The following is a 17835-nucleotide window of genomic DNA, read 5'->3' as shown; positions in this document are numbered from 1 at the left end:
CGCCTTGCTTTCATATTCCAGTTGTCGGGGCGGCGACATTTCGCTAAAGTCACGCCCCTTCTTCACTGGCATGGGGATTTCTACGGTGTTTATTGGTTTTGACTACGGTACGGCAAACTGTTCAGTAGCCGTAATGCGTGACGGGCAGCCACACTTGCTCAAAATGGAAAACAACAGCACGTTACTGCCCTCAATGCTTTGTGCGCCTACGCGCGAAGCGGTGAGCGAATGGTTGTATCGCCATCATGATGTCCCCACGACGGATGCCGAAACACAGGCGCTACTGAGTCGTGCAATGCGCTATAACCGCGATGAAGACATCGATGTTAGCGCCAATAGCGTGCAGTTTGGTCTGGCGTCACTGGCGCAATACATTGACGACCCGGAAGAGGTGTACTTTGTTAAATCGCCAAAATCATTCCTGGGTGCCAGCGGTCTGAAGCCGCAGCAGGTTGCGCTGTTTGAGGATCTGGTCTGCGCGATGATGCTGCATATTCGCAATCAGGCGCAAAACCAGCTGCCGGAAGCGATCACCCAGGCCGTTATCGGTCGCCCGATCAACTTCCAGGGGTTAGGCGGTGATGACGCCAACGCCCAGGCGCAGGGTATTCTGGAACGTGCGGCCAAACGCGCCGGTTTTCAGGATGTCGTCTTCCAGTACGAGCCGGTAGCCGCGGGTCTGGATTTTGAAGCAACCTTGCAGGAAGAAAAACGCGTACTGGTGGTGGACATCGGCGGTGGCACCACTGACTGTTCGCTACTGCTGATGGGGCCGCAATGGCATCAGCGCGCCGATCGCGAAAACAGCCTGCTGGGACACAGCGGCTGCCGCGTGGGCGGTAACGATCTGGATATTGCGTTAGCCTTTAAACATCTGATGCCACTGCTGGGCATGGGCGGCGAAACGGAAAAAGGCATCGCATTGCCGATTTTACCCTGGTGGAACGCGGTCGCGATCAACGATGTTCCCGCGCAAAGTGATTTCTACAGTACCGCCAATGGACGTTTACTCAACGATCTTGTCCGCGACGCGCGTGAAGCAGACAAAGTGGCGCTGCTGCTTAAAGTCTGGCGTGAACGCCTGAGTTATCGCCTGGTACGCAGCGCAGAAGAGAGCAAAATTGCGCTTTCTGATCAGACAAACATTACCGCGGCACTGCCGTTTATCAGCGAAGCGCTGGCCACCGCTATCAGCCAGCAAGGACTGGAAATGGCGTTAAATCAACCGCTGGCACGTATTCTTGAGCAGGTTCACTTAGCGCTGGATAACGTGCAGGAAAAACCGGATGTCATTTATCTGACCGGCGGTAGCGCCCGTTCACCGCTGATTAAAAAAGCCCTTGCTGAACAGCTTCCGGGGATCCCTATCGCCGGTGGCGATGATTTCGGCTCTGTCACCGCCGGACTGGCCCGCTGGGCTGACGTTGTTTTCCGCTAAGCGGCTCGCAGGCTCAAAGGTGCGCGTATTGACATCATCGTTACTGTGGCTTATTTTCAGGAGTGAGGGTTAGGGAAGGTTTCCCCTCCCCCTGGTGTCTTAGTAAGCCGGTAAGCTAATGACTAAGAGTACCACCAGTATGATGACGTACTTCATCATAACCCTTTCCTTATTTTGGCCCCTTCCTCGGGAGGGGCTTTCCCGTTCCAGCATCCCGCTGAAATCTTTGGCTTACCTCCTTTTGCCTTGACCGCACTCTAACGCACAATGACGCATTCGCTATTTTCGCCGCAAATTGTTGCGTAATGCCTCGCAAAGCCGCGCCGTCATTCAGACGAATCCCGACAGTGTTTCATAATTCCTCCATTTTTCTCCCTTGTTCACTGGCTAAACTAGTATCATTCCGCGAAACGTTTCAGGATGAGAAACTCATAACAATGAAAGGCCGTAACAAATCCCGCTGGGTGATAGTAATCGTGATCGTCGTGGCCGCCATCGCCGCCTTCTGGTTCTGGCAAAGTCGCAGCGAGCCCCAGGGAACAGCCCCCGGCGCAACCCGTCAGACGCAGCCTGCTCCGACAGCGGGACGGCGAGGAATGCGTTCCGGTCCGTTGGCTCCGGTTCAGGCGGCCACGGCAGTCGAACAAGCGGTTCCACGCTATCTGACCGGGCTGGGTACCATTACTGCCGCGAACACCGCGACGGTACGCAGTCGCGTGGACGGCCAACTCATCGCCATACACTTTCAGGAAGGGCAACAGGTGAAAGCCGGCGATCTGCTGGCTGAGATAGACCCCAGTCAGTTCAAAGTCGCACTGGCGCAGGCGCAGGGGCAACTGGCAAAAGATAAAGCCACGCTGGCCAATGCTCGTCGCGACCTCGCCCGCTATCAGCAGTTGGTTAAAACCAATCTGGTCTCTCGTCAGGAATTGGATGCGCAACAGGCGCTGGTCAACGAAACACAAGGGACGATAAAAGCCGATGAAGCCAGCGTCGCCAGCGCGCAATTGCAACTCGACTGGAGCCGGGTAACAGCTCCTGTTGATGGCCGGGTAGGCCTGAAGCTTGTGGATGTGGGTAACCAGATATCCAGCAGCGATACCACCGGGATTGTCGTCATTACACAAACCCATCCTATTGATCTGGTTTTCACTTTGCCAGAGAACGATATCGCGACCGTAGTACAGGCACAGAAATCGGGGACGCCACTGAAAGTTGAGGCCTGGGACCGTACCAACTCACAAAAACTGAGCGAAGGCGTGCTGCTGAGCCTCGATAACCAGATTGACGCCACCACCGGCACCATCAAAGCAAAGGCCCGCTTTAACAACCAGGACGATGCCTTGTTCCCGAATCAGTTTGTTAACGCTCGCATGCTGGTCGACACGCAGCAAAATGCCGTTGTGATCCCAACAGCCGCCCTGCAGATGGGCAACGAAGGCCACTTTGTCTGGGTGCTGAACAGCGACAACAAAGTCAGCAAACATCTGGTTAAACCGGGTATTCAGGACAGCCAAAAAGTGGTGATCGCCGCAGGGTTGTCCGCGGGCGATCGCGTCGTCACCGACGGGATTGATCGTCTGACGGAAGGAGCTAAAGTCGAGGTCGTAGAGGCTCACGCCGCCACCACTAGCGACGACAAAGCCACACCGCGCGGCTATGGCAAAAAAGGAGCGAGCTCCTGATGCAGGTGTTACCTCCCGGCAATACAGGCGGCCCGTCCCGCCTGTTTATTCTGCGCCCCGTCGCCACCACGTTGCTGATGGTCGCGATTCTGCTTGCGGGTATCATCGGCTATCGTTTCCTGCCCATTGCGGCATTGCCGGAAGTGGATTACCCCACCATTCAGGTCATAACGCTCTATCCCGGAGCCAGCCCGGATGTCATGACGTCTGCGGTTACCGCGCCGCTTGAACGTCAGTTCGGCCAGATGTCTGGCTTAAAACAGATGTCCTCGCAAAGCTCCGGTGGCGCATCGGTCGTCACGTTGCAGTTTCAACTGACCCTGCCACTGGATGTTGCCGAGCAGGAAGTTCAGGCCGCCATCAATGCTGCTACCAATTTATTGCCGAGTGACCTACCTAACCCACCGGTCTACAGCAAAGTTAATCCCGCCGATCCGCCAATCATGACGCTGGCCGTCACCTCGACCGCCATGCCGATGACGCAGGTGGAAGATATGGTCGAAACCCGCGTCGCGCAGAAAATCTCTCAGGTTTCCGGCGTCGGTCTGGTAACCCTTTCCGGTGGACAACGTCCGGCGGTCCGCGTGAAGCTGAACGCACAGGCCATTGCCGCACTCAGTCTGACCAGCGAAACCATCCGAGCGGCCATCACCGGTGCCAACGTCAATTCAGCAAAAGGGAGTCTTGATGGGCCTACGCGTGCCGTTACGCTTTCAGCTAACGACCAGATGCAGTCCGCAGATGAATATCGTCAGCTCATTATTGCCTATAAAAACGGTGCGCCGGTTCGTCTGGGCGATGTCGCTACCGTCGAACAAGGGGCAGAAAACAGCTGGCTGGGTGCATGGGCAAATAAGCAACCAGCCATTGTGATGAATGTGCAGCGCCAGCCTGGGGCAAACATCATCTCCACAGCTGACAGTATCCGTCAGATGCTGCCGCAGCTCACCGAAAGCCTGCCCAAATCAGTTAAGGTCAGCGTGCTTTCGGATCGTACAACCAATATTCGTGCCTCTGTGGCAGACACCCAGTTCGAGCTGATGCTGGCGATAGCGCTGGTGGTGATGATTATCTACCTGTTTCTGCGCAATGTTCCGGCGACAATTATTCCCGCCGTCGCCGTACCGCTATCGCTAGTCGGCACTTTCGCGATGATGGTATTTCTTGATTTCTCCATCAACAACCTGACCTTAATGGCGCTCACCATCGCAACGGGCTTTGTGGTGGATGACGCTATCGTGGTTATCGAGAATATTTCGCGCTATATCGAAAAAGGGGAAAAACCGCTGACTGCCGCCCTGAAAGGCGCAGGCGAGATTGGTTTTACCATCATCTCCCTGACGTTTTCATTGATTGCGGTATTGATCCCACTGCTATTCATGGGCGATATCGTCGGGCGCTTGTTCCGTGAATTCGCCGTTACGCTGGCCGTGGCGATTCTGATTTCCGCCGTCGTTTCACTTACCCTTACGCCGATGATGTGCGCGCGTATGCTTAGTCAGGCCTCGTTGCGTAAGCAAAACCGCTTCTCCCGCGCCTCGGAGCGCATGTTCGATCGTGTGATTGCCGGGTACGGTCACTGGCTGGCAAAAGTGCTTAACCATCCGTGGCTGACGCTGAGCGTGGCGCTCGGCACGCTGGTATTGAGCGTCATGCTGTGGGTTTTCATCCCCAAAGGTTTCTTCCCAATTCAGGACAACGGCATTATTCAGGGCACGCTGCAGGCTCCACAATCCAGTTCATTTGCCAGCATGTCCGAGCGCCAGCGTCAGGTTTCAGATGTCATCCTTAAAGATCCGGCGGTAGAGAGCCTGACCGCGTTTGTTGGCGTAGATGGTACGAATCCGGCATTAAACAGCGCGCGTTTGCAAATCAACCTTAAACCGCTGGATGAACGTGACGATCGCGTGCAGAAAGTGATCTCCCGGTTACAGGACGCGGTTGACAGAGTCCCCGGCGTTGACCTCTACCTTCAGCCGACCCAGGACCTGACAATTGATACCCAGGTCAGCCGGACGCAATATCAGTTCACGCTGCAAGCAACTTCCCTGGATGCCCTCAGCACCTGGGTTCCGCAGCTGTTAGCAAAACTACAGCAGCTACCGCAACTATCCGATGTCAGCAGCGACTGGCAGGATCAAGGTCTGGTGGCGTATGTGAACGTCAATCGCGACAGCGCCAGCCGTTTAGGCATCAGCATGGCGGATGTCGATAACGCCCTGTACAACGCCTTCGGTCAGCGGCTGATTTCAACCATTTACACCCAGGCCAACCAGTATCGCGTGGTGTTAGAACATGACACCAACAATACCCCTGGGATTGCTGCGCTGGATACCATTCGTCTGACCAGTAGCGATGGCGGGATCGTACCGCTCAGCGCGATCGCCAGCATTGAGCAGCGCTTTGCACCGCTATCAATTAACCATCTTGATCAGTTCCCGGTGACGACTATCTCGTTCAATGTGCCAGATAATCAGTCATTGGGCGATGCAGTACAGGCGATTCTGGATACTGAAAAAACGCTTAACCTGCCTGCTAACATTACCACTCAGTTCCAGGGCAGTACGCTGGCCTTCCAGGCTGCCCTGGGCAATACCATCTGGCTGATTGTGGCGGCAGTGGTCGCGATGTATATCGTGCTCGGCGTATTGTACGAAAGCTTTATTCATCCGATTACGATTCTCTCTACACTTCCCACCGCGGGTGTCGGAGCGCTGCTGGCGCTCATGATTGCCGGCAGCGAACTGGACGTCATCGCGATTATCGGCATTATTTTGCTCATCGGTATCGTCAAGAAAAACGCCATCATGATGATCGACTTTGCCCTTGCCGCTGAACGCGAACAGGGTATGGCGCCACGTGACGCCATTTTCCAGGCGTGTTTACTGCGTTTTCGCCCGATCCTGATGACTACGCTGGCAGCGCTGCTCGGCGCGTTGCCGCTGATGTTAAGTACCGGTGTGGGCGCGGAGTTACGCCGTCCGTTAGGGATTGGCATGGTTGGCGGTCTGTTGGTAAGTCAGGTATTAACTCTGTTTACCACGCCGGTGATTTATCTGCTGTTTGATCGACTGTCGCTGTACGTGAAAAGCCGCTTCCCACGTCAGGAAGAGGAAGCGTAAATGAACTTTTTCGCGCTTTTCATTCATCGTCCGGTAGCGACCATTCTCATCTCGGTGGCGATTACGCTGTGCGGCATTCTGGGCTTTCGTCTGCTGCCGGTCGCTCCACTGCCGCAGGTGGATTTTCCGGTGATTATGGTCAGCGCATCATTACCCGGTGCCTCCCCTGAAACGATGGCATCTTCGGTCGCAACTCCGCTGGAGCGCTCACTTGGGCGGATTGCGGGCGTAAATGAGATGACATCAAGCAGTTCGCTTGGCAGTACGCGCATTATTCTCGAATTTAAATTTGACCGCGACATCAACGGTGCAGCACGGGACGTACAGGCCGCCATTAACGCGGCGCAAAGCCTGCTGCCCAGCGGGATGCCCAGCCGCCCGACATATCGGAAGGCCAACCCTTCTGATGCGCCAATCATGATCCTGACGCTCACGTCTGACACATACTCACAGGGTGAACTGTACGATTTCGCATCGACGCAACTGGCGCAGACCATCGCACAAATCAATGGCGTCGGTGATGTGGATGTCGGAGGAAGCTCTCTTCCCGCCGTGCGTGTGGGGCTTAATCCGCAGGCGCTGTTTAACCAGGGTGTATCACTGGACGCAGTGCGTAGCGCGATCGACAACGCTAACGTGCGTAAGCCACAGGGCGCTATCGAAGATGAAACCCATCGCTGGCAGGTACAAACTAACGATGAGCTGAAAACCGCCGCCGAATATCAACCTATTATCATCCACTATAACAACGGCGCAGCGGTGCGGCTGGGTGACGTTGCGTCTGTAACCGACTCAGTACAGGATGTTCGTAACGCGGGGATGACCAACGCCAAACCGGCCATTCTGCTGATGATCCGCAAACTGCCGGAAGCCAATATTATTCAGACAGTAGACAGCATTCGCGCCAAATTGCCGGAATTACAAACGCTGGTCCCGGCCGCCATCGATCTGCAAATCGCCCAGGACCGTTCGCCGACTATTCGCGCCTCGCTGGAGGAAGTCGAACAGACGCTGATTATCTCCGTCGCGTTGGTTATCCTGGTGGTGTTTGTTTTCCTGCGCTCCGGGCGCGCGACCTTAATCCCCGCAGTAGCGGTTCCGGTCTCGCTGATTGGTACCTTTGCCGCCATGTATCTGTGCGGATTCAGCCTGAACAACCTGTCGTTGATGGCGTTAACCATTGCGACGGGATTTGTCGTCGATGATGCCATTGTGGTACTGGAAAATATTGCCCGCCACCTGGAAGCGGGAATGAAGCCACTCCAGGCGGCATTACAGGGTACGCGCGAAGTGGGATTCACGGTGCTCTCCATGAGCCTGTCGCTGGTGGCGGTTTTCCTGCCTCTGCTGTTAATGGGCGGGTTGCCTGGACGCCTGCTGCGCGAATTTGCCGTCACGCTGTCGGTTGCCATCGGCATTTCACTGCTGGTATCGCTGACGTTGACGCCGATGATGTGCGGCTGGATGCTCAAATCCAGCACGCCACGCGAACAATCGCGTAAGCGGGGATTTGGCCGTGTATTGGTGGCATTACAACAAAGCTACGCCACCTCGCTGAAGTGGGTGCTACGCCACACGCGCATGGTGGGCGTGGTGCTACTCGCAACCATTGCCCTGAACGTCTGGCTCTATATTTCAATCCCCAAAACCTTCTTCCCGGAGCAGGATACCGGCGTACTCATGGGCGGGATCCAGGCCGACCAGAGCATCTCTTTCCAGGCGATGCGCGGCAAACTGCAGGACTTTATGAAGATCATCCGCGACGATCCTGCGGTGAATAACGTTACCGGGTTTACCGGCGGATCACGCGTCAACAGCGGAATGATGTTTATCACCCTGAAGCCACGTGGCGAACGTCACGAAACGGCGCAACAGGTGATCGACCGCCTGCGTGTCGCGCTTGCCAAAGAACCCGGCGCAAACCTGTTTCTGATGGCGGTGCAGGATATTCGCGTCGGTGGTCGTCAGGCTAATGCCAGCTACCAATACACTCTGTTATCAGATGACCTCGCAGCACTACGCGAGTGGGAACCGAAAATCCGTAAGGCGCTTGCCGCCCTGCCCCAACTGGCTGACGTCAACTCCGATCAGCAGGACAATGGCGCGGAGATGAATCTTATCTACGATCGCGACACCATGTCTCGTCTGGGGATCGACGTCGCAGCCGCCAACAGCCTGCTGAATAACGCCTTTGGTCAGCGACAAATTTCAACCATCTATCAGCCGATGAACCAGTACAAAGTGGTGATGGAGGTCGACAGGCGTTACACCCAGGACATTAGCGCGCTGGACAAAATGTTCGTCATCAACAATGACGGTAAGGCGATCCCGTTATCGTACTTTGCCAAATGGCAACCGGCGAATGCGCCGCTATCGGTAAACCATCAGGGATTATCTGCCGCCTCAACCGTGTCGTTTAACCTGCCGACGGGTTCTTCTTTATCTGAGGCGACAGAGGCCATCAACCGAACCATGACCCAGCTCGGCGTTCCCTCCACGGTTCGCGGCAGCTTTGCCGGTACGGCGCAGGTATTTCAGGACACCATGAACTCACAGGTGATCCTGATCATCGCCGCTATTGCCACGGTCTACATCGTGCTGGGCATGCTGTATGAAAGCTATGTTCACCCGCTGACCATTCTCTCCACGCTACCTTCAGCGGGCGTTGGGGCTTTGCTGGCGCTGGAGCTGTTCAATGCCCCGTTCAGCCTAATCGCCCTGATAGGGATCATGCTATTAATTGGCATTGTGAAGAAAAACGCCATCATGATGGTCGATTTTGCGCTGGAAGCGCAGAGAAATAGCAATTTGCAGCCGGAAGAAGCGATTTTCCAGGCCTGCCTGCTGCGTTTTCGCCCAATAATGATGACCACGCTGGCGGCCCTGTTTGGTGCGCTGCCGCTGGTATTATCCGCAGGTGACGGCTCTGAACTGCGTCAACCACTGGGGATAACCATTGTTGGCGGGCTGGTTGTCAGTCAGCTCCTGACGCTGTACACCACGCCTGTGGTCTATCTCTTTTTCGACCGTCTGCGTCTGCGTTTTTCGCGTAAAAACAGCAAACCGGTAGCAGAGTTATGACAGAACTTCCCGACAGCACCCGCTGGCAACTTTGGATTGTGGCATTTGGCTTTTTTATGCAGTCGCTGGATACCACCATCGTCAACACCGCGCTTCCCTCGATGGCCAAAAGCCTCGGGGAAAGCCCACTGCATATGCACATGGTCATTGTGTCGTATGTGCTTACCGTTGCCGTAATGCTCCCCGCCAGCGGCTGGCTGGCTGATAAAATCGGTGTGCGCAATATATTCTTCACCGCTATCATTCTGTTTACGCTGGGATCGCTTTTTTGCGCCTGGTCCGGAACGCTGAATGAACTGGTGATGGCTCGCGTGTTACAAGGTGTAGGCGGCGCGATGATGGTGCCGGTCGGCAGGTTAACGGTGATGAAAATCGTCCCACGCGAGCAATACATGGCGGCAATGACATTCGTCACCTTGCCCGGTCAGATTGGTCCACTTCTGGGCCCGGCATTAGGCGGTATTCTGGTTGAGTACGCCTCCTGGCACTGGATCTTTTTGATTAACATTCCGGTAGGCATTGTCGGGGCAATAGCGACGTTAATGCTGATGCCCAACTACACCATGCAAACTCGCCGTTTCGACCTTTCTGGATTCATGATGCTGGCTGTCGGCATGGCGGTACTCACCTTAGCGCTTGATGGTAGTAAGGGAACCGGCATTTCCCACATCACGCTGGCAGCACTGGTTATCTGTGGAGTACTGGCGATCCTGCTGTATCTGAAACACGCCCACAACAACCCTCGTGCACTGTTTAGCCTGCACCTGTTTCGTACACACACCTTCTCGTTAGGCCTGTTTGGCAGCTTTGCCGGGCGGATTGGTAGCGGGATGTTACCGTTCATGACCCCGGTATTCCTGCAGATTGGATTGGGCTTTTCGCCATTTCATGCCGGTTTGATGATGATCCCGATGGTGCTGGGCAGTATGGGAATGAAACGCATCGTGGTGCAGGTCGTCAACCGGTTTGGTTACCGTCGCGTACTGGTCACCACCACGCTTGGCCTGTCGATGGTCAGCTTGTTGCTGATGAGCACCGCGTTACTCGGTTGGTATTACGCCCTGCCGTTCATACTGTTCTTACAGGGAATGGTCAATTCTACCCGCTTCTCCTCAATGAACACGCTGACGCTAAAAGATCTGCCGGATGACCTCGCGAGCAGCGGCAACAGCCTGCTGTCGATGATCATGCAACTGTCGATGAGTATCGGGGTAACCATCGCCGGTCTGTTGTTAGGCATGTTCGGGCAGCAACATATCGCCATCGACAGCGCGTCTACGCATACCGTCTTTATGTATACCTGGCTGTGCATTGCGTTCCTTATCGCACTGCCCGCCATCATTTTTGCCCGCGTGCCGGACGACACGCAGACCAACGCGGTGATTTCACGGCGCAAAAGGAGCACCTGATGAAGTTCTGGCGGCCCGGTATCACCGGCAAACTGTTTCTGGCGATTTTCGCCACCTGCATTGTGTTGCTGATCAGCATGCACTGGGCCGTACGCATAAGCTTCGAACGCGGTTTTATCGACTATATTAAGCACGGTAACGAACAGCGGCTGCAAATGTTGAGCGATGCGCTCGGCGAACAGTATGAACAACATGGCAACTGGCGATTTTTGCGCAATAACGATCGGTTTGTTTTTCAGATCCTACGTTCTTTTGAACACGACAACGACGATGATAAACCGGGTCCAGGTATGCCGCCGCACGGCTGGCGTACACAGTTTTGGGTTGTCGATCAAAATGCCCACGTACTGGTCGGCCCGCGGGCTCCGGTCCCCCGCGACGGTATGCGCCATCCCATCCGCGTCAACGGTAGCGAAGTGGGTGCTGTGATTGCCTCTCCAGTGGAGCGCTTAACGCGCAATACCGATATCAATTTCGACATGCAGCAAAGACGTTCCAGCTGGCTTATCGTTGCGCTCTCCACGATCCTGGCGGCGCTGGCAACGTTTACGCTGGCGCGTAGCCTGCTGGCCCCGGTCAAACGGCTGGTGGAAGGCACGCACAAACTTGCGGCTGGTGATTTCACCACTCGCGTTGCGCCGACCAGTACGGATGAGCTGGGTAAACTGGCGCTGGACTTTAACCAGCTCGCCAGTACGCTGGAAAAAAACCAGCAGATGCGCCGTGACTTTATGGCCGATATTTCTCATGAACTGCGCACGCCGCTGGCAGTTTTGCGCGGCGAACTCGAAGCAATCCAGGATGGTGTACGTCAGTTCACGCCGGATTCGGTAGCCTCACTGCAGGCCGAAGTCGGTACGCTCACCAAACTGGTAGACGATCTCCATCAGCTTTCTATGTCTGATGAAGGTGCGCTGGCCTATCAGAAAACCTCGCTGGACCTGATCCCTCTGCTGGAAGTGGCCAGCGGCGCGTTTCGTGAACGTTTTGCCAGCCGTGGACTGACGATCCAACTTTCACTCCCGGACAGCATGACAGTCTTTGGCGACAGGGATCGCCTGATGCAACTGTTTAACAACCTACTGGAAAACAGCCTGCGCTACACCGACAGCGGTGGCGGTCTGCATATCAGCGCCGAACAGCGCGAGCGGATGGTGTTATTAACCTTCGCCGATTCCGCCCCCGGCGTTAGCGACGAACAGCTACAGAAGCTGTTTGAACGATTTTATCGCACCGAAGGCTCGCGTAACCGCGCCAGCGGAGGTTCCGGACTGGGGCTGGCGATTTGCGTCAATATCGTACAAGCGCATAATGGTCTGATCCGCGCCGCCCATTCGCCTTTTGGCGGGGTTAGCATTACAGTAGAATTACCGCTGGAACGCGATTTACAGAGAGATGTATGACTGAGTTACCCATTGATGAAAACACGCCGCGTATTCTGATCGTGGAAGACGAACCCAAGCTGGGGCAACTGCTAATCGACTACCTGCGTGCGGCAAGCTATGCCCCTACGCTCATCAATCACGGTGATCTGGTGTTGCCTTACGTACGCCAGACGCCGCCCGATCTGATCTTGTTAGATCTGATGTTGCCAGGTACCGACGGTCTGACTCTGTGTCGGGAGATTCGTCGTTTCTCGGAAGTCCCCATCATGATGGTGACCGCCAAAATCGAAGAGATTGACCGCCTGCTGGGGCTGGAGATCGGCGCCGATGACTACATTTGTAAACCGTACAGCCCGCGGGAAGTCGTCGCGCGAGTGAAAACGATCCTGCGCCGTTGCAAGCCACAGCGCGAACTGCAACAAATGGATGCAGACAGCCCGCTGATTGTCGATGAAGGTCGTTTTCAGGCGTCCTGGCGTGGGAAAATGCTCGACTTAACACCCGCTGAATTTCGCTTACTCAAAACGCTGTCGCATGAACCGGGAAAAGTCTTCTCCCGCGAACAGTTGCTTAATCATCTCTACGACGATTACCGCGTGGTTACCGACCGCACTATCGACAGCCATATCAAGAACCTGCGCCGTAAACTGGAATCGCTGGATACAGAGCAGTCGTTTATCCGCGCGGTCTATGGCGTAGGATATCGCTGGGAAGCCGATGCCTGCCGGATTGCGTAATCTGCCAGAAGTCAAAAAGGCCGGGTAAGGCGAAACGCCCACCCGGCACAATAACTTTACCTACCCGTCACGCAGCGATACAATGCCCGCCCTTAATATGGGGGCACTCCCCCAACCGCTTCATTCAGTGAAGCGAGTCTGACCTGTCATCAGAACGAGAAAACTATGTTTAAACCGGAACTCCTTTCCCCGGCGGGAACGCTGAAAAATATGCGTTACGCTTTCGCCTATGGCGCAGATGCTGTGTATGCGGGCCAACCGCGTTACTCTCTGCGTGTACGCAACAACGAATTCAACCACGAAAACCTGCAGCTCGGCATTAATGAAGCCCATGAACTGGGTAAAAAATTCTATGTGGTGGTGAACATTGCCCCGCACAACGCCAAGCTGAAAACCTTCATTCGTGACCTGAAACCCGTTGTGGAAATGGGGCCGGATGCGCTGATCATGTCCGATCCAGGGCTTATCATGCTGGTGCGCGAAAACTTTCCGGAGATGGACATTCACCTTTCAGTACAGGCTAACGCCGTAAACTGGGCAACGGTGAAATTCTGGAAACAAATGGGGCTGACCCGCGTGATCCTGTCTCGCGAACTGTCGCTGGAAGAAATTGAAGAGATCCGCACCCAAGTTCCGGATATGGAGCTTGAAATCTTCGTGCACGGTGCGCTGTGCATGGCCTACTCCGGCCGTTGCCTGCTCTCCGGCTACATCAACAAACGCGACCCTAACCAGGGTACCTGTACCAATGCCTGCCGCTGGGAATACAACGTGCAGGAAGGGAAAGAAGATGTAGTGGGTAATATCGTACACAAATATGAACCCATACCGGTACAAAACGTGGAACCGACGCTTGGGATCGGCGCGCCTACGGACAAAGTGTTTATGATTGAAGAAGCCCAGCGTCCGGGTGAATACATGACCGCGTTCGAAGACGAACACGGTACTTACATCATGAACTCAAAAGATTTACGCGCAATTGCCCACGTTGAACGCCTGACCCAGATGGGCGTGCATTCGCTGAAAATCGAAGGCCGTACCAAGTCTTACTATTACTGCGCCCGTACCGCACAGGTCTATCGTAAAGCCATTGACGATGCTGCAGCCGGTAAACCGTTCGATCCGCAACTGCTGGAAACACTGGAAGGCCTGGCGCACCGTGGTTATACCGAAGGATTCCTGCGCCGCCATACGCATGACGACTATCAGAACTACGAATACGGTTTTTCTGTTTCCGAACGTCAGCAGTTTGTCGGCGAATTCACCGGCGAACGCAAAGGCGATCTGGCCGCTGTGCTGGTGAAAAACAAATTCACCGTTGGTGACAGTCTGGAGCTGATGACGCCGCAGGGTAACGTCAATTTCACCCTTGAGCAGATGGAAAACGCGAAAGGCGAAGCTATGCCAGTTGCGCCAGGTGATGGTTATACCGTATGGATGCCCGTACCGCAGGATATCGATCTGAATTATGCATTGTTGATGCGTAATTTTGCCGGTGAGTCCACGCGCAACCCGCATGCTAAGTAGTTAATTACGGTTATTTTTCAGCGTTCGGAAGATTCTTAGAAATCGATCACATACCGTTTCGTTCATTAAGGGTATTATCCCCTCCGCTGAAAAACATAACCCATAAATGCTAGCTGTACCAGGAACCACCTCCTTAGCCTGCGTAATCTCCCTTACGCAGGCTTATTTTTTGCCTGCCGTTTAAACTCTCCGAGTCCCTCCAATTCAAATCACTACTTTCAGGCGAAAAAAAACCGGGCATTACACCCGGTTTATCATGTAATTAGAAATTAATGGGCAGCTTCTGGCTTGTGCTTTTGCGCACTCTGGAAACCATAGGTCAGCTCATTTTTTTCTTTGTCCAGTGCGACGGTAACCTGACCGCCATCCACCAGCGAACCAAACAGCAATTCGTTGGCCAATGGTTTTTTCAGGTTGTCCTGAACCACTCGCGTCATCGGACGTGCGCCCATTGCGCGGTCGTAGCCTTTTTCCGCCAGCCAGTTACGTGCTTCCTGACTCACTTCCAGAGAGACACCTTTCTGATCCAGTTGAACCTGCAGCTCGACAATAAATTTATCCACCACCTGATGAATCACCTCAGTAGAGAGATGATCGAACCAGATAATGTTGTCGAGGCGGTTACGGAATTCCGGCGTAAACACTTTTTTGATTTCGCCCATCGCATCAGTACTGTTGTCCTGATGAATAAGCCCAATCGATTTACGCTCAGTTTCACGTACCCCGGCGTTGGTCGTCATCACCAGCACCACGTTGCGGAAATCCGCTTTACGCCCGTTATTGTCGGTCAGCGTACCGTTATCCATCACCTGCAGCAGCAGGTTGAAGACGTCCGGGTGCGCTTTTTCGATTTCATCCAGCAACAGTACCGCATGAGGATGTTTAATCACCGCATCGGTCAGTAAACCACCCTGGTCAAAACCGACATAACCCGGAGGCGCACCAATCAGGCGGCTGACGGTGTGGCGCTCCATATATTCGGACATATCAAAACGCAGCAGCTCAATGCCGAGCGCTTTGGACAGTTGTACCGTGACCTCGGTCTTACCAACGCCAGTCGGCCCGGCAAACAGGAACGACCCGACCGGTTTATGCTCGTGTCCCAGACCAGCACGGCTCATTTTGATCGCTTCGGTCAGTGCTTCAATGGCTTTATCCTGCCCGAATACCAGCATTTTCAGACGGTTGCCCAGATTTTTCAGCGTATCACGATCGCTCTGCGAAACGCTCTTCTCCGGGATCCGCGCAATGCGGGCCACGACGGACTCGATATCTGCCACGTTGACGGTTTTCTTGCGCTTGCTGACCGGCATCAGACGCGCACGTGCGCCCGCTTCATCAATCACGTCAATCGCTTTATCCGGCAGATGACGATCGTTAATGTATTTCACCGCCAGTTCGACCGCTGCACGTACCGCTTTGGCGGTGTAGCGAACATCATGGTGCGCTTCGTACTTCGGTTTCAGACCGTTGATGATCTGCACGGTCTCTTCCACTGACGGCTCAGTGATATCGATTTTCTGGAAGCGACGTGCTAACGCACGGTCTTTCTCAAAGATATTGCTGAACTCCTGATAAGTGGTTGAACCTATCACACGGATTTTCCCGCTGGAGAGCAGCGGCTTGATCAGATTAGCCGCATCCACCTGACCGCCCGATGCCGCACCCGCACCGATAATGGTGTGGATCTCATCGATAAACAGAATGCTGTTGGTATCCTGTTCCAGTTGTTTCAGCAGCGCCTTAAAGCGTTTTTCAAAATCGCCGCGGTACTTGGTACCAGCCAGCAGCGAACCGATATCCAGAGAGTAAAGGGTGCAATCAGCCATCACTTCCGGCACGTCGCCCTGGACGATACGCCAGGCGAGACCTTCGGCAATGGCGGTTTTACCGACACCAGACTCTCCCACCAGCAGCGGGTTGTTTTTTCTGCGACGGCACAGGACCTGAATGGCGCGCTCCAGCTCTTTGTCCCGGCCAATGAGCGGATCAATTCCGCCCACACGGGCAAGCTGGTTAAGGTTAGTCGTGAAGTTCTCCATACGGTCCTCCCCGCCAGCTTGCTCTTCGTTATTTGGCTGATTCCCTGAGTCAGAAGATTGACTCGGTTCGTCTTTACGCGTGCCATGAGAAATGAAATTCACCACGTCCAGGCGACTGACTTCATGCTTACGCAGCAGATAGGCCGCCTGTGACTCCTGCTCGCTGAAAATAGCGACCAGCACATTCGCGCCAGTCACTTCATTGCGCCCGGAGGACTGAACATGAAAGACAGCGCGTTGCAAAACACGCTGAAAACTCAACGTCGGCTGCGTGTCGCGCTCTTCTTCGCTGGCAGGCAATACGGGTGTGGTTTGTTCAATGAAGGCTTCGAGTTCCTGACGGAGCGCCACCAGATCCACAGAACACGCTTCCAGCGCTTCGCGGGCCGATGGGTTACTGAGCAACGCCAGTAACAAGTGCTCGACGGTCATAAACTCATGTCGGTGCTCGCGCGCTCTGGCGAAAGCCATGTTTAAACTGAGTTCCAGTTCTTGATTGAGCATAGGCACCTCCCCCAATATTTATGCCTGCATTCAGGCTTTTTCCAGCGTACACAGCAACGGATGCTCGTTTTCCCTCGCATATTTGTTCACCATCGCCACTTTGGTTTCAGCAACCTCGGCGGTAAATACGCCGCAGATGGCTTTACCTTGATAGTGAACAGCAAGCATCAGTTGCGTTGCACGTTCTACATCATAAGAAAAGAATTTTTGTAACACGTCAATAACAAACTCCATCGGAGTGTAATCATCATTGACTAATATCACTTTATACATAGATGGCGGTTTTAGCGCGTCGCGCAATTTGTCTTCCGCCAGCTGTTCGAAATCCAGCCAGTCGTTCGTCTTACCCATTGTCAGTCGTCATCTTCAGTTACGGTTACCGGCAGAATAACTTGCCGCTGACAAGAGCCTATGCGCACAATCAATCTACCTCAAGTATTAGATAACTATCATCTATCAGTGCCATCCGCGACATCTGTCACATATCCGACAATAGCGTTAACTGCTTCAAATTTTGATGCATTTTTACCCTATTCCACCTGCCTGGCGCTTGACGCCTCGCCTGATTTCTCTAAATTGTAGTTTCGAGAGTTGGCGAGGTTTTGAACAGCCCCCACTCCGCCACCGGTTCATTCCATCTTACTTATATAAGATTTACGAAGGATGTCGAAGTATGGAAACGGGTACTGTTAAGTGGTTCAACAATGCCAAAGGGTTTGGTTTCATCTGCCCCGAAGGCGGTGGTGAAGATATCTTCGCCCATTACTCCACCATTCAGATGGATGGTTACAGAACGCTAAAAGCCGGACAGTCTGTCCAGTTTGATGTCCACCAGGGGCCAAAAGGCAATCATGCCAGTCTTATCGTGCCCGTCATTGAAGCAGAAGCTGTCGCATAGCTCTTCT

At 54.2% G+C, this 17835-nt stretch carries 12 protein-coding genes; 9 read left to right on the top strand and 3 right to left on the bottom strand.

Annotation, left to right across the window (positions count from 1 at the left end):
* The first annotated feature begins 85 nt into the window (after positions 1-85).
* A complete protein-coding gene (yegD, locus tag AL515_RS10100) occupies positions 86-1438 on the top strand; it encodes a molecular chaperone (RefSeq protein ID WP_061067669.1) in 1353 nt (450 codons plus the stop codon).
* 99 nt (positions 1439-1537) lie between these two features.
* Here yegD and AL515_RS24090 read toward each other — a convergent pair whose 3' ends face one another.
* The gene (locus tag AL515_RS24090; protein WP_225807939.1) at positions 1538-1594 is read right to left on the bottom strand and encodes a type I toxin-antitoxin system Ibs family toxin; all 57 of its coding nucleotides are present in this window, start codon (positions 1592-1594) and stop codon (positions 1538-1540) included.
* Between the two features lie 281 nt (positions 1595-1875).
* On the opposite strand from AL515_RS24090, the gene AL515_RS10095 reads away from it, so the two are divergent.
* From AL515_RS10095 to trhP, 7 genes are all read left to right on the top strand, one after another.
* On the top strand, positions 1876-3123 hold the full coding sequence (locus tag AL515_RS10095) for an MdtA/MuxA family multidrug efflux RND transporter periplasmic adaptor subunit (protein ID WP_061067668.1): 1248 nt from the start codon (positions 1876-1878) through the stop codon (positions 3121-3123).
* The gene (locus tag AL515_RS10090; RefSeq protein ID WP_061067667.1) at positions 3123-6245 is read left to right on the top strand and encodes an MdtB/MuxB family multidrug efflux RND transporter permease subunit; all 3123 of its coding nucleotides are present in this window, start codon (positions 3123-3125) and stop codon (positions 6243-6245) included. The genes AL515_RS10095 and AL515_RS10090 overlap by 1 nt, the downstream gene beginning before the upstream one ends.
* A complete protein-coding gene (mdtC, locus tag AL515_RS10085; protein ID WP_061067666.1) occupies positions 6246-9326 on the top strand; it encodes a multidrug efflux RND transporter permease subunit MdtC in 3081 nt (1026 codons plus the stop codon).
* Positions 9323-10735: an MFS transporter gene (locus AL515_RS10080; RefSeq protein ID WP_048212053.1), complete on the top strand. Its 1413-nt coding sequence runs from the start codon at positions 9323-9325 to the stop codon at positions 10733-10735. Before mdtC ends, AL515_RS10080 begins: the two co-directional genes overlap by 4 nt.
* Positions 10735-12138 (top strand): two-component system sensor histidine kinase BaeS, encoded by a 1404-nt coding sequence (baeS, locus tag AL515_RS10075; RefSeq protein WP_048212054.1) that lies wholly within the window; start codon positions 10735-10737, stop codon positions 12136-12138. The genes AL515_RS10080 and baeS overlap by 1 nt, the downstream gene beginning before the upstream one ends.
* Positions 12135-12857, top strand: coding sequence for a two-component system response regulator BaeR (gene baeR / locus AL515_RS10070; protein ID WP_008785214.1), 723 nt, complete (start codon positions 12135-12137; stop codon positions 12855-12857). The genes baeS and baeR overlap by 4 nt, the downstream gene beginning before the upstream one ends.
* 165 nt (positions 12858-13022) lie before the next feature.
* Complete coding sequence (gene trhP / locus AL515_RS10065) at positions 13023-14384, top strand: prephenate-dependent tRNA uridine(34) hydroxylase TrhP (RefSeq protein WP_048212055.1); 1362 nt, start codon at positions 13023-13025, stop codon at positions 14382-14384.
* Between the two features lie 269 nt (positions 14385-14653).
* On the opposite strand, the gene clpA is transcribed toward trhP, so the two are convergent.
* Together clpA and clpS are read right to left on the bottom strand one after the other, a co-directional pair.
* Positions 14654-16930, bottom strand: a complete 2277-nt coding sequence (clpA, locus tag AL515_RS10060; protein ID WP_048212056.1) for an ATP-dependent Clp protease ATP-binding subunit ClpA — start codon at positions 16928-16930, stop codon at positions 14654-14656.
* Between the two features lie 30 nt (positions 16931-16960).
* Complete coding sequence (clpS, locus tag AL515_RS10055; RefSeq protein ID WP_005128368.1) at positions 16961-17281, bottom strand: ATP-dependent Clp protease adapter ClpS; 321 nt, start codon at positions 17279-17281, stop codon at positions 16961-16963.
* A 322-nt stretch (positions 17282-17603) separates the two neighbouring features.
* Between clpS and cspD the strand changes: the two genes are divergently transcribed.
* On the top strand, positions 17604-17828 hold the full coding sequence (gene cspD / locus AL515_RS10050) for a cold shock-like protein CspD (RefSeq protein ID WP_005128369.1): 225 nt from the start codon (positions 17604-17606) through the stop codon (positions 17826-17828).
* Positions 17829-17835: the final 7 nt, after the last annotated feature.

Source organism: Citrobacter sp. FDAARGOS_156, assembly GCF_001559235.2.
GTDB classification, from domain to species: Bacteria; Pseudomonadota; Gammaproteobacteria; order Enterobacterales; family Enterobacteriaceae; genus Citrobacter; species Citrobacter youngae.
Note: the sequence above shows the minus strand (reverse complement) of the source record. Positions and strands in the feature narration are given on the sequence as shown.

Excerpts from the sequence above, each read along its gene's own strand:
- baeS (WP_048212054.1), top strand. The coding sequence starts at position 10,735 with ATGAAGTTCTGGCGGCCCGGTATCACCGGCAAACTGTTTCTGGCGATT.
- clpA (WP_048212056.1), bottom strand. The coding sequence starts at position 16,930 with ATGCTCAATCAAGAACTGGAACTCAGTTTAAACATGGCTTTCGCCAGA.
- trhP (WP_048212055.1), top strand. The coding sequence starts at position 13,023 with ATGTTTAAACCGGAACTCCTTTCCCCGGCGGGAACGCTGAAAAATATG.
- cspD (WP_005128369.1), top strand. The coding sequence starts at position 17,604 with ATGGAAACGGGTACTGTTAAGTGGTTCAACAATGCCAAAGGGTTTGGT.
- clpS (WP_005128368.1), bottom strand. The coding sequence starts at position 17,281 with ATGGGTAAGACGAACGACTGGCTGGATTTCGAACAGCTGGCGGAAGAC.
- AL515_RS10095 (WP_061067668.1), top strand. The coding sequence starts at position 1,876 with ATGAAAGGCCGTAACAAATCCCGCTGGGTGATAGTAATCGTGATCGTC.
- AL515_RS10090 (WP_061067667.1), top strand. The coding sequence starts at position 3,123 with ATGCAGGTGTTACCTCCCGGCAATACAGGCGGCCCGTCCCGCCTGTTT.
- mdtC (WP_061067666.1), top strand. The coding sequence starts at position 6,246 with ATGAACTTTTTCGCGCTTTTCATTCATCGTCCGGTAGCGACCATTCTC.
- baeR (WP_008785214.1), top strand. The coding sequence starts at position 12,135 with ATGACTGAGTTACCCATTGATGAAAACACGCCGCGTATTCTGATCGTG.
- AL515_RS10080 (WP_048212053.1), top strand. The coding sequence starts at position 9,323 with ATGACAGAACTTCCCGACAGCACCCGCTGGCAACTTTGGATTGTGGCA.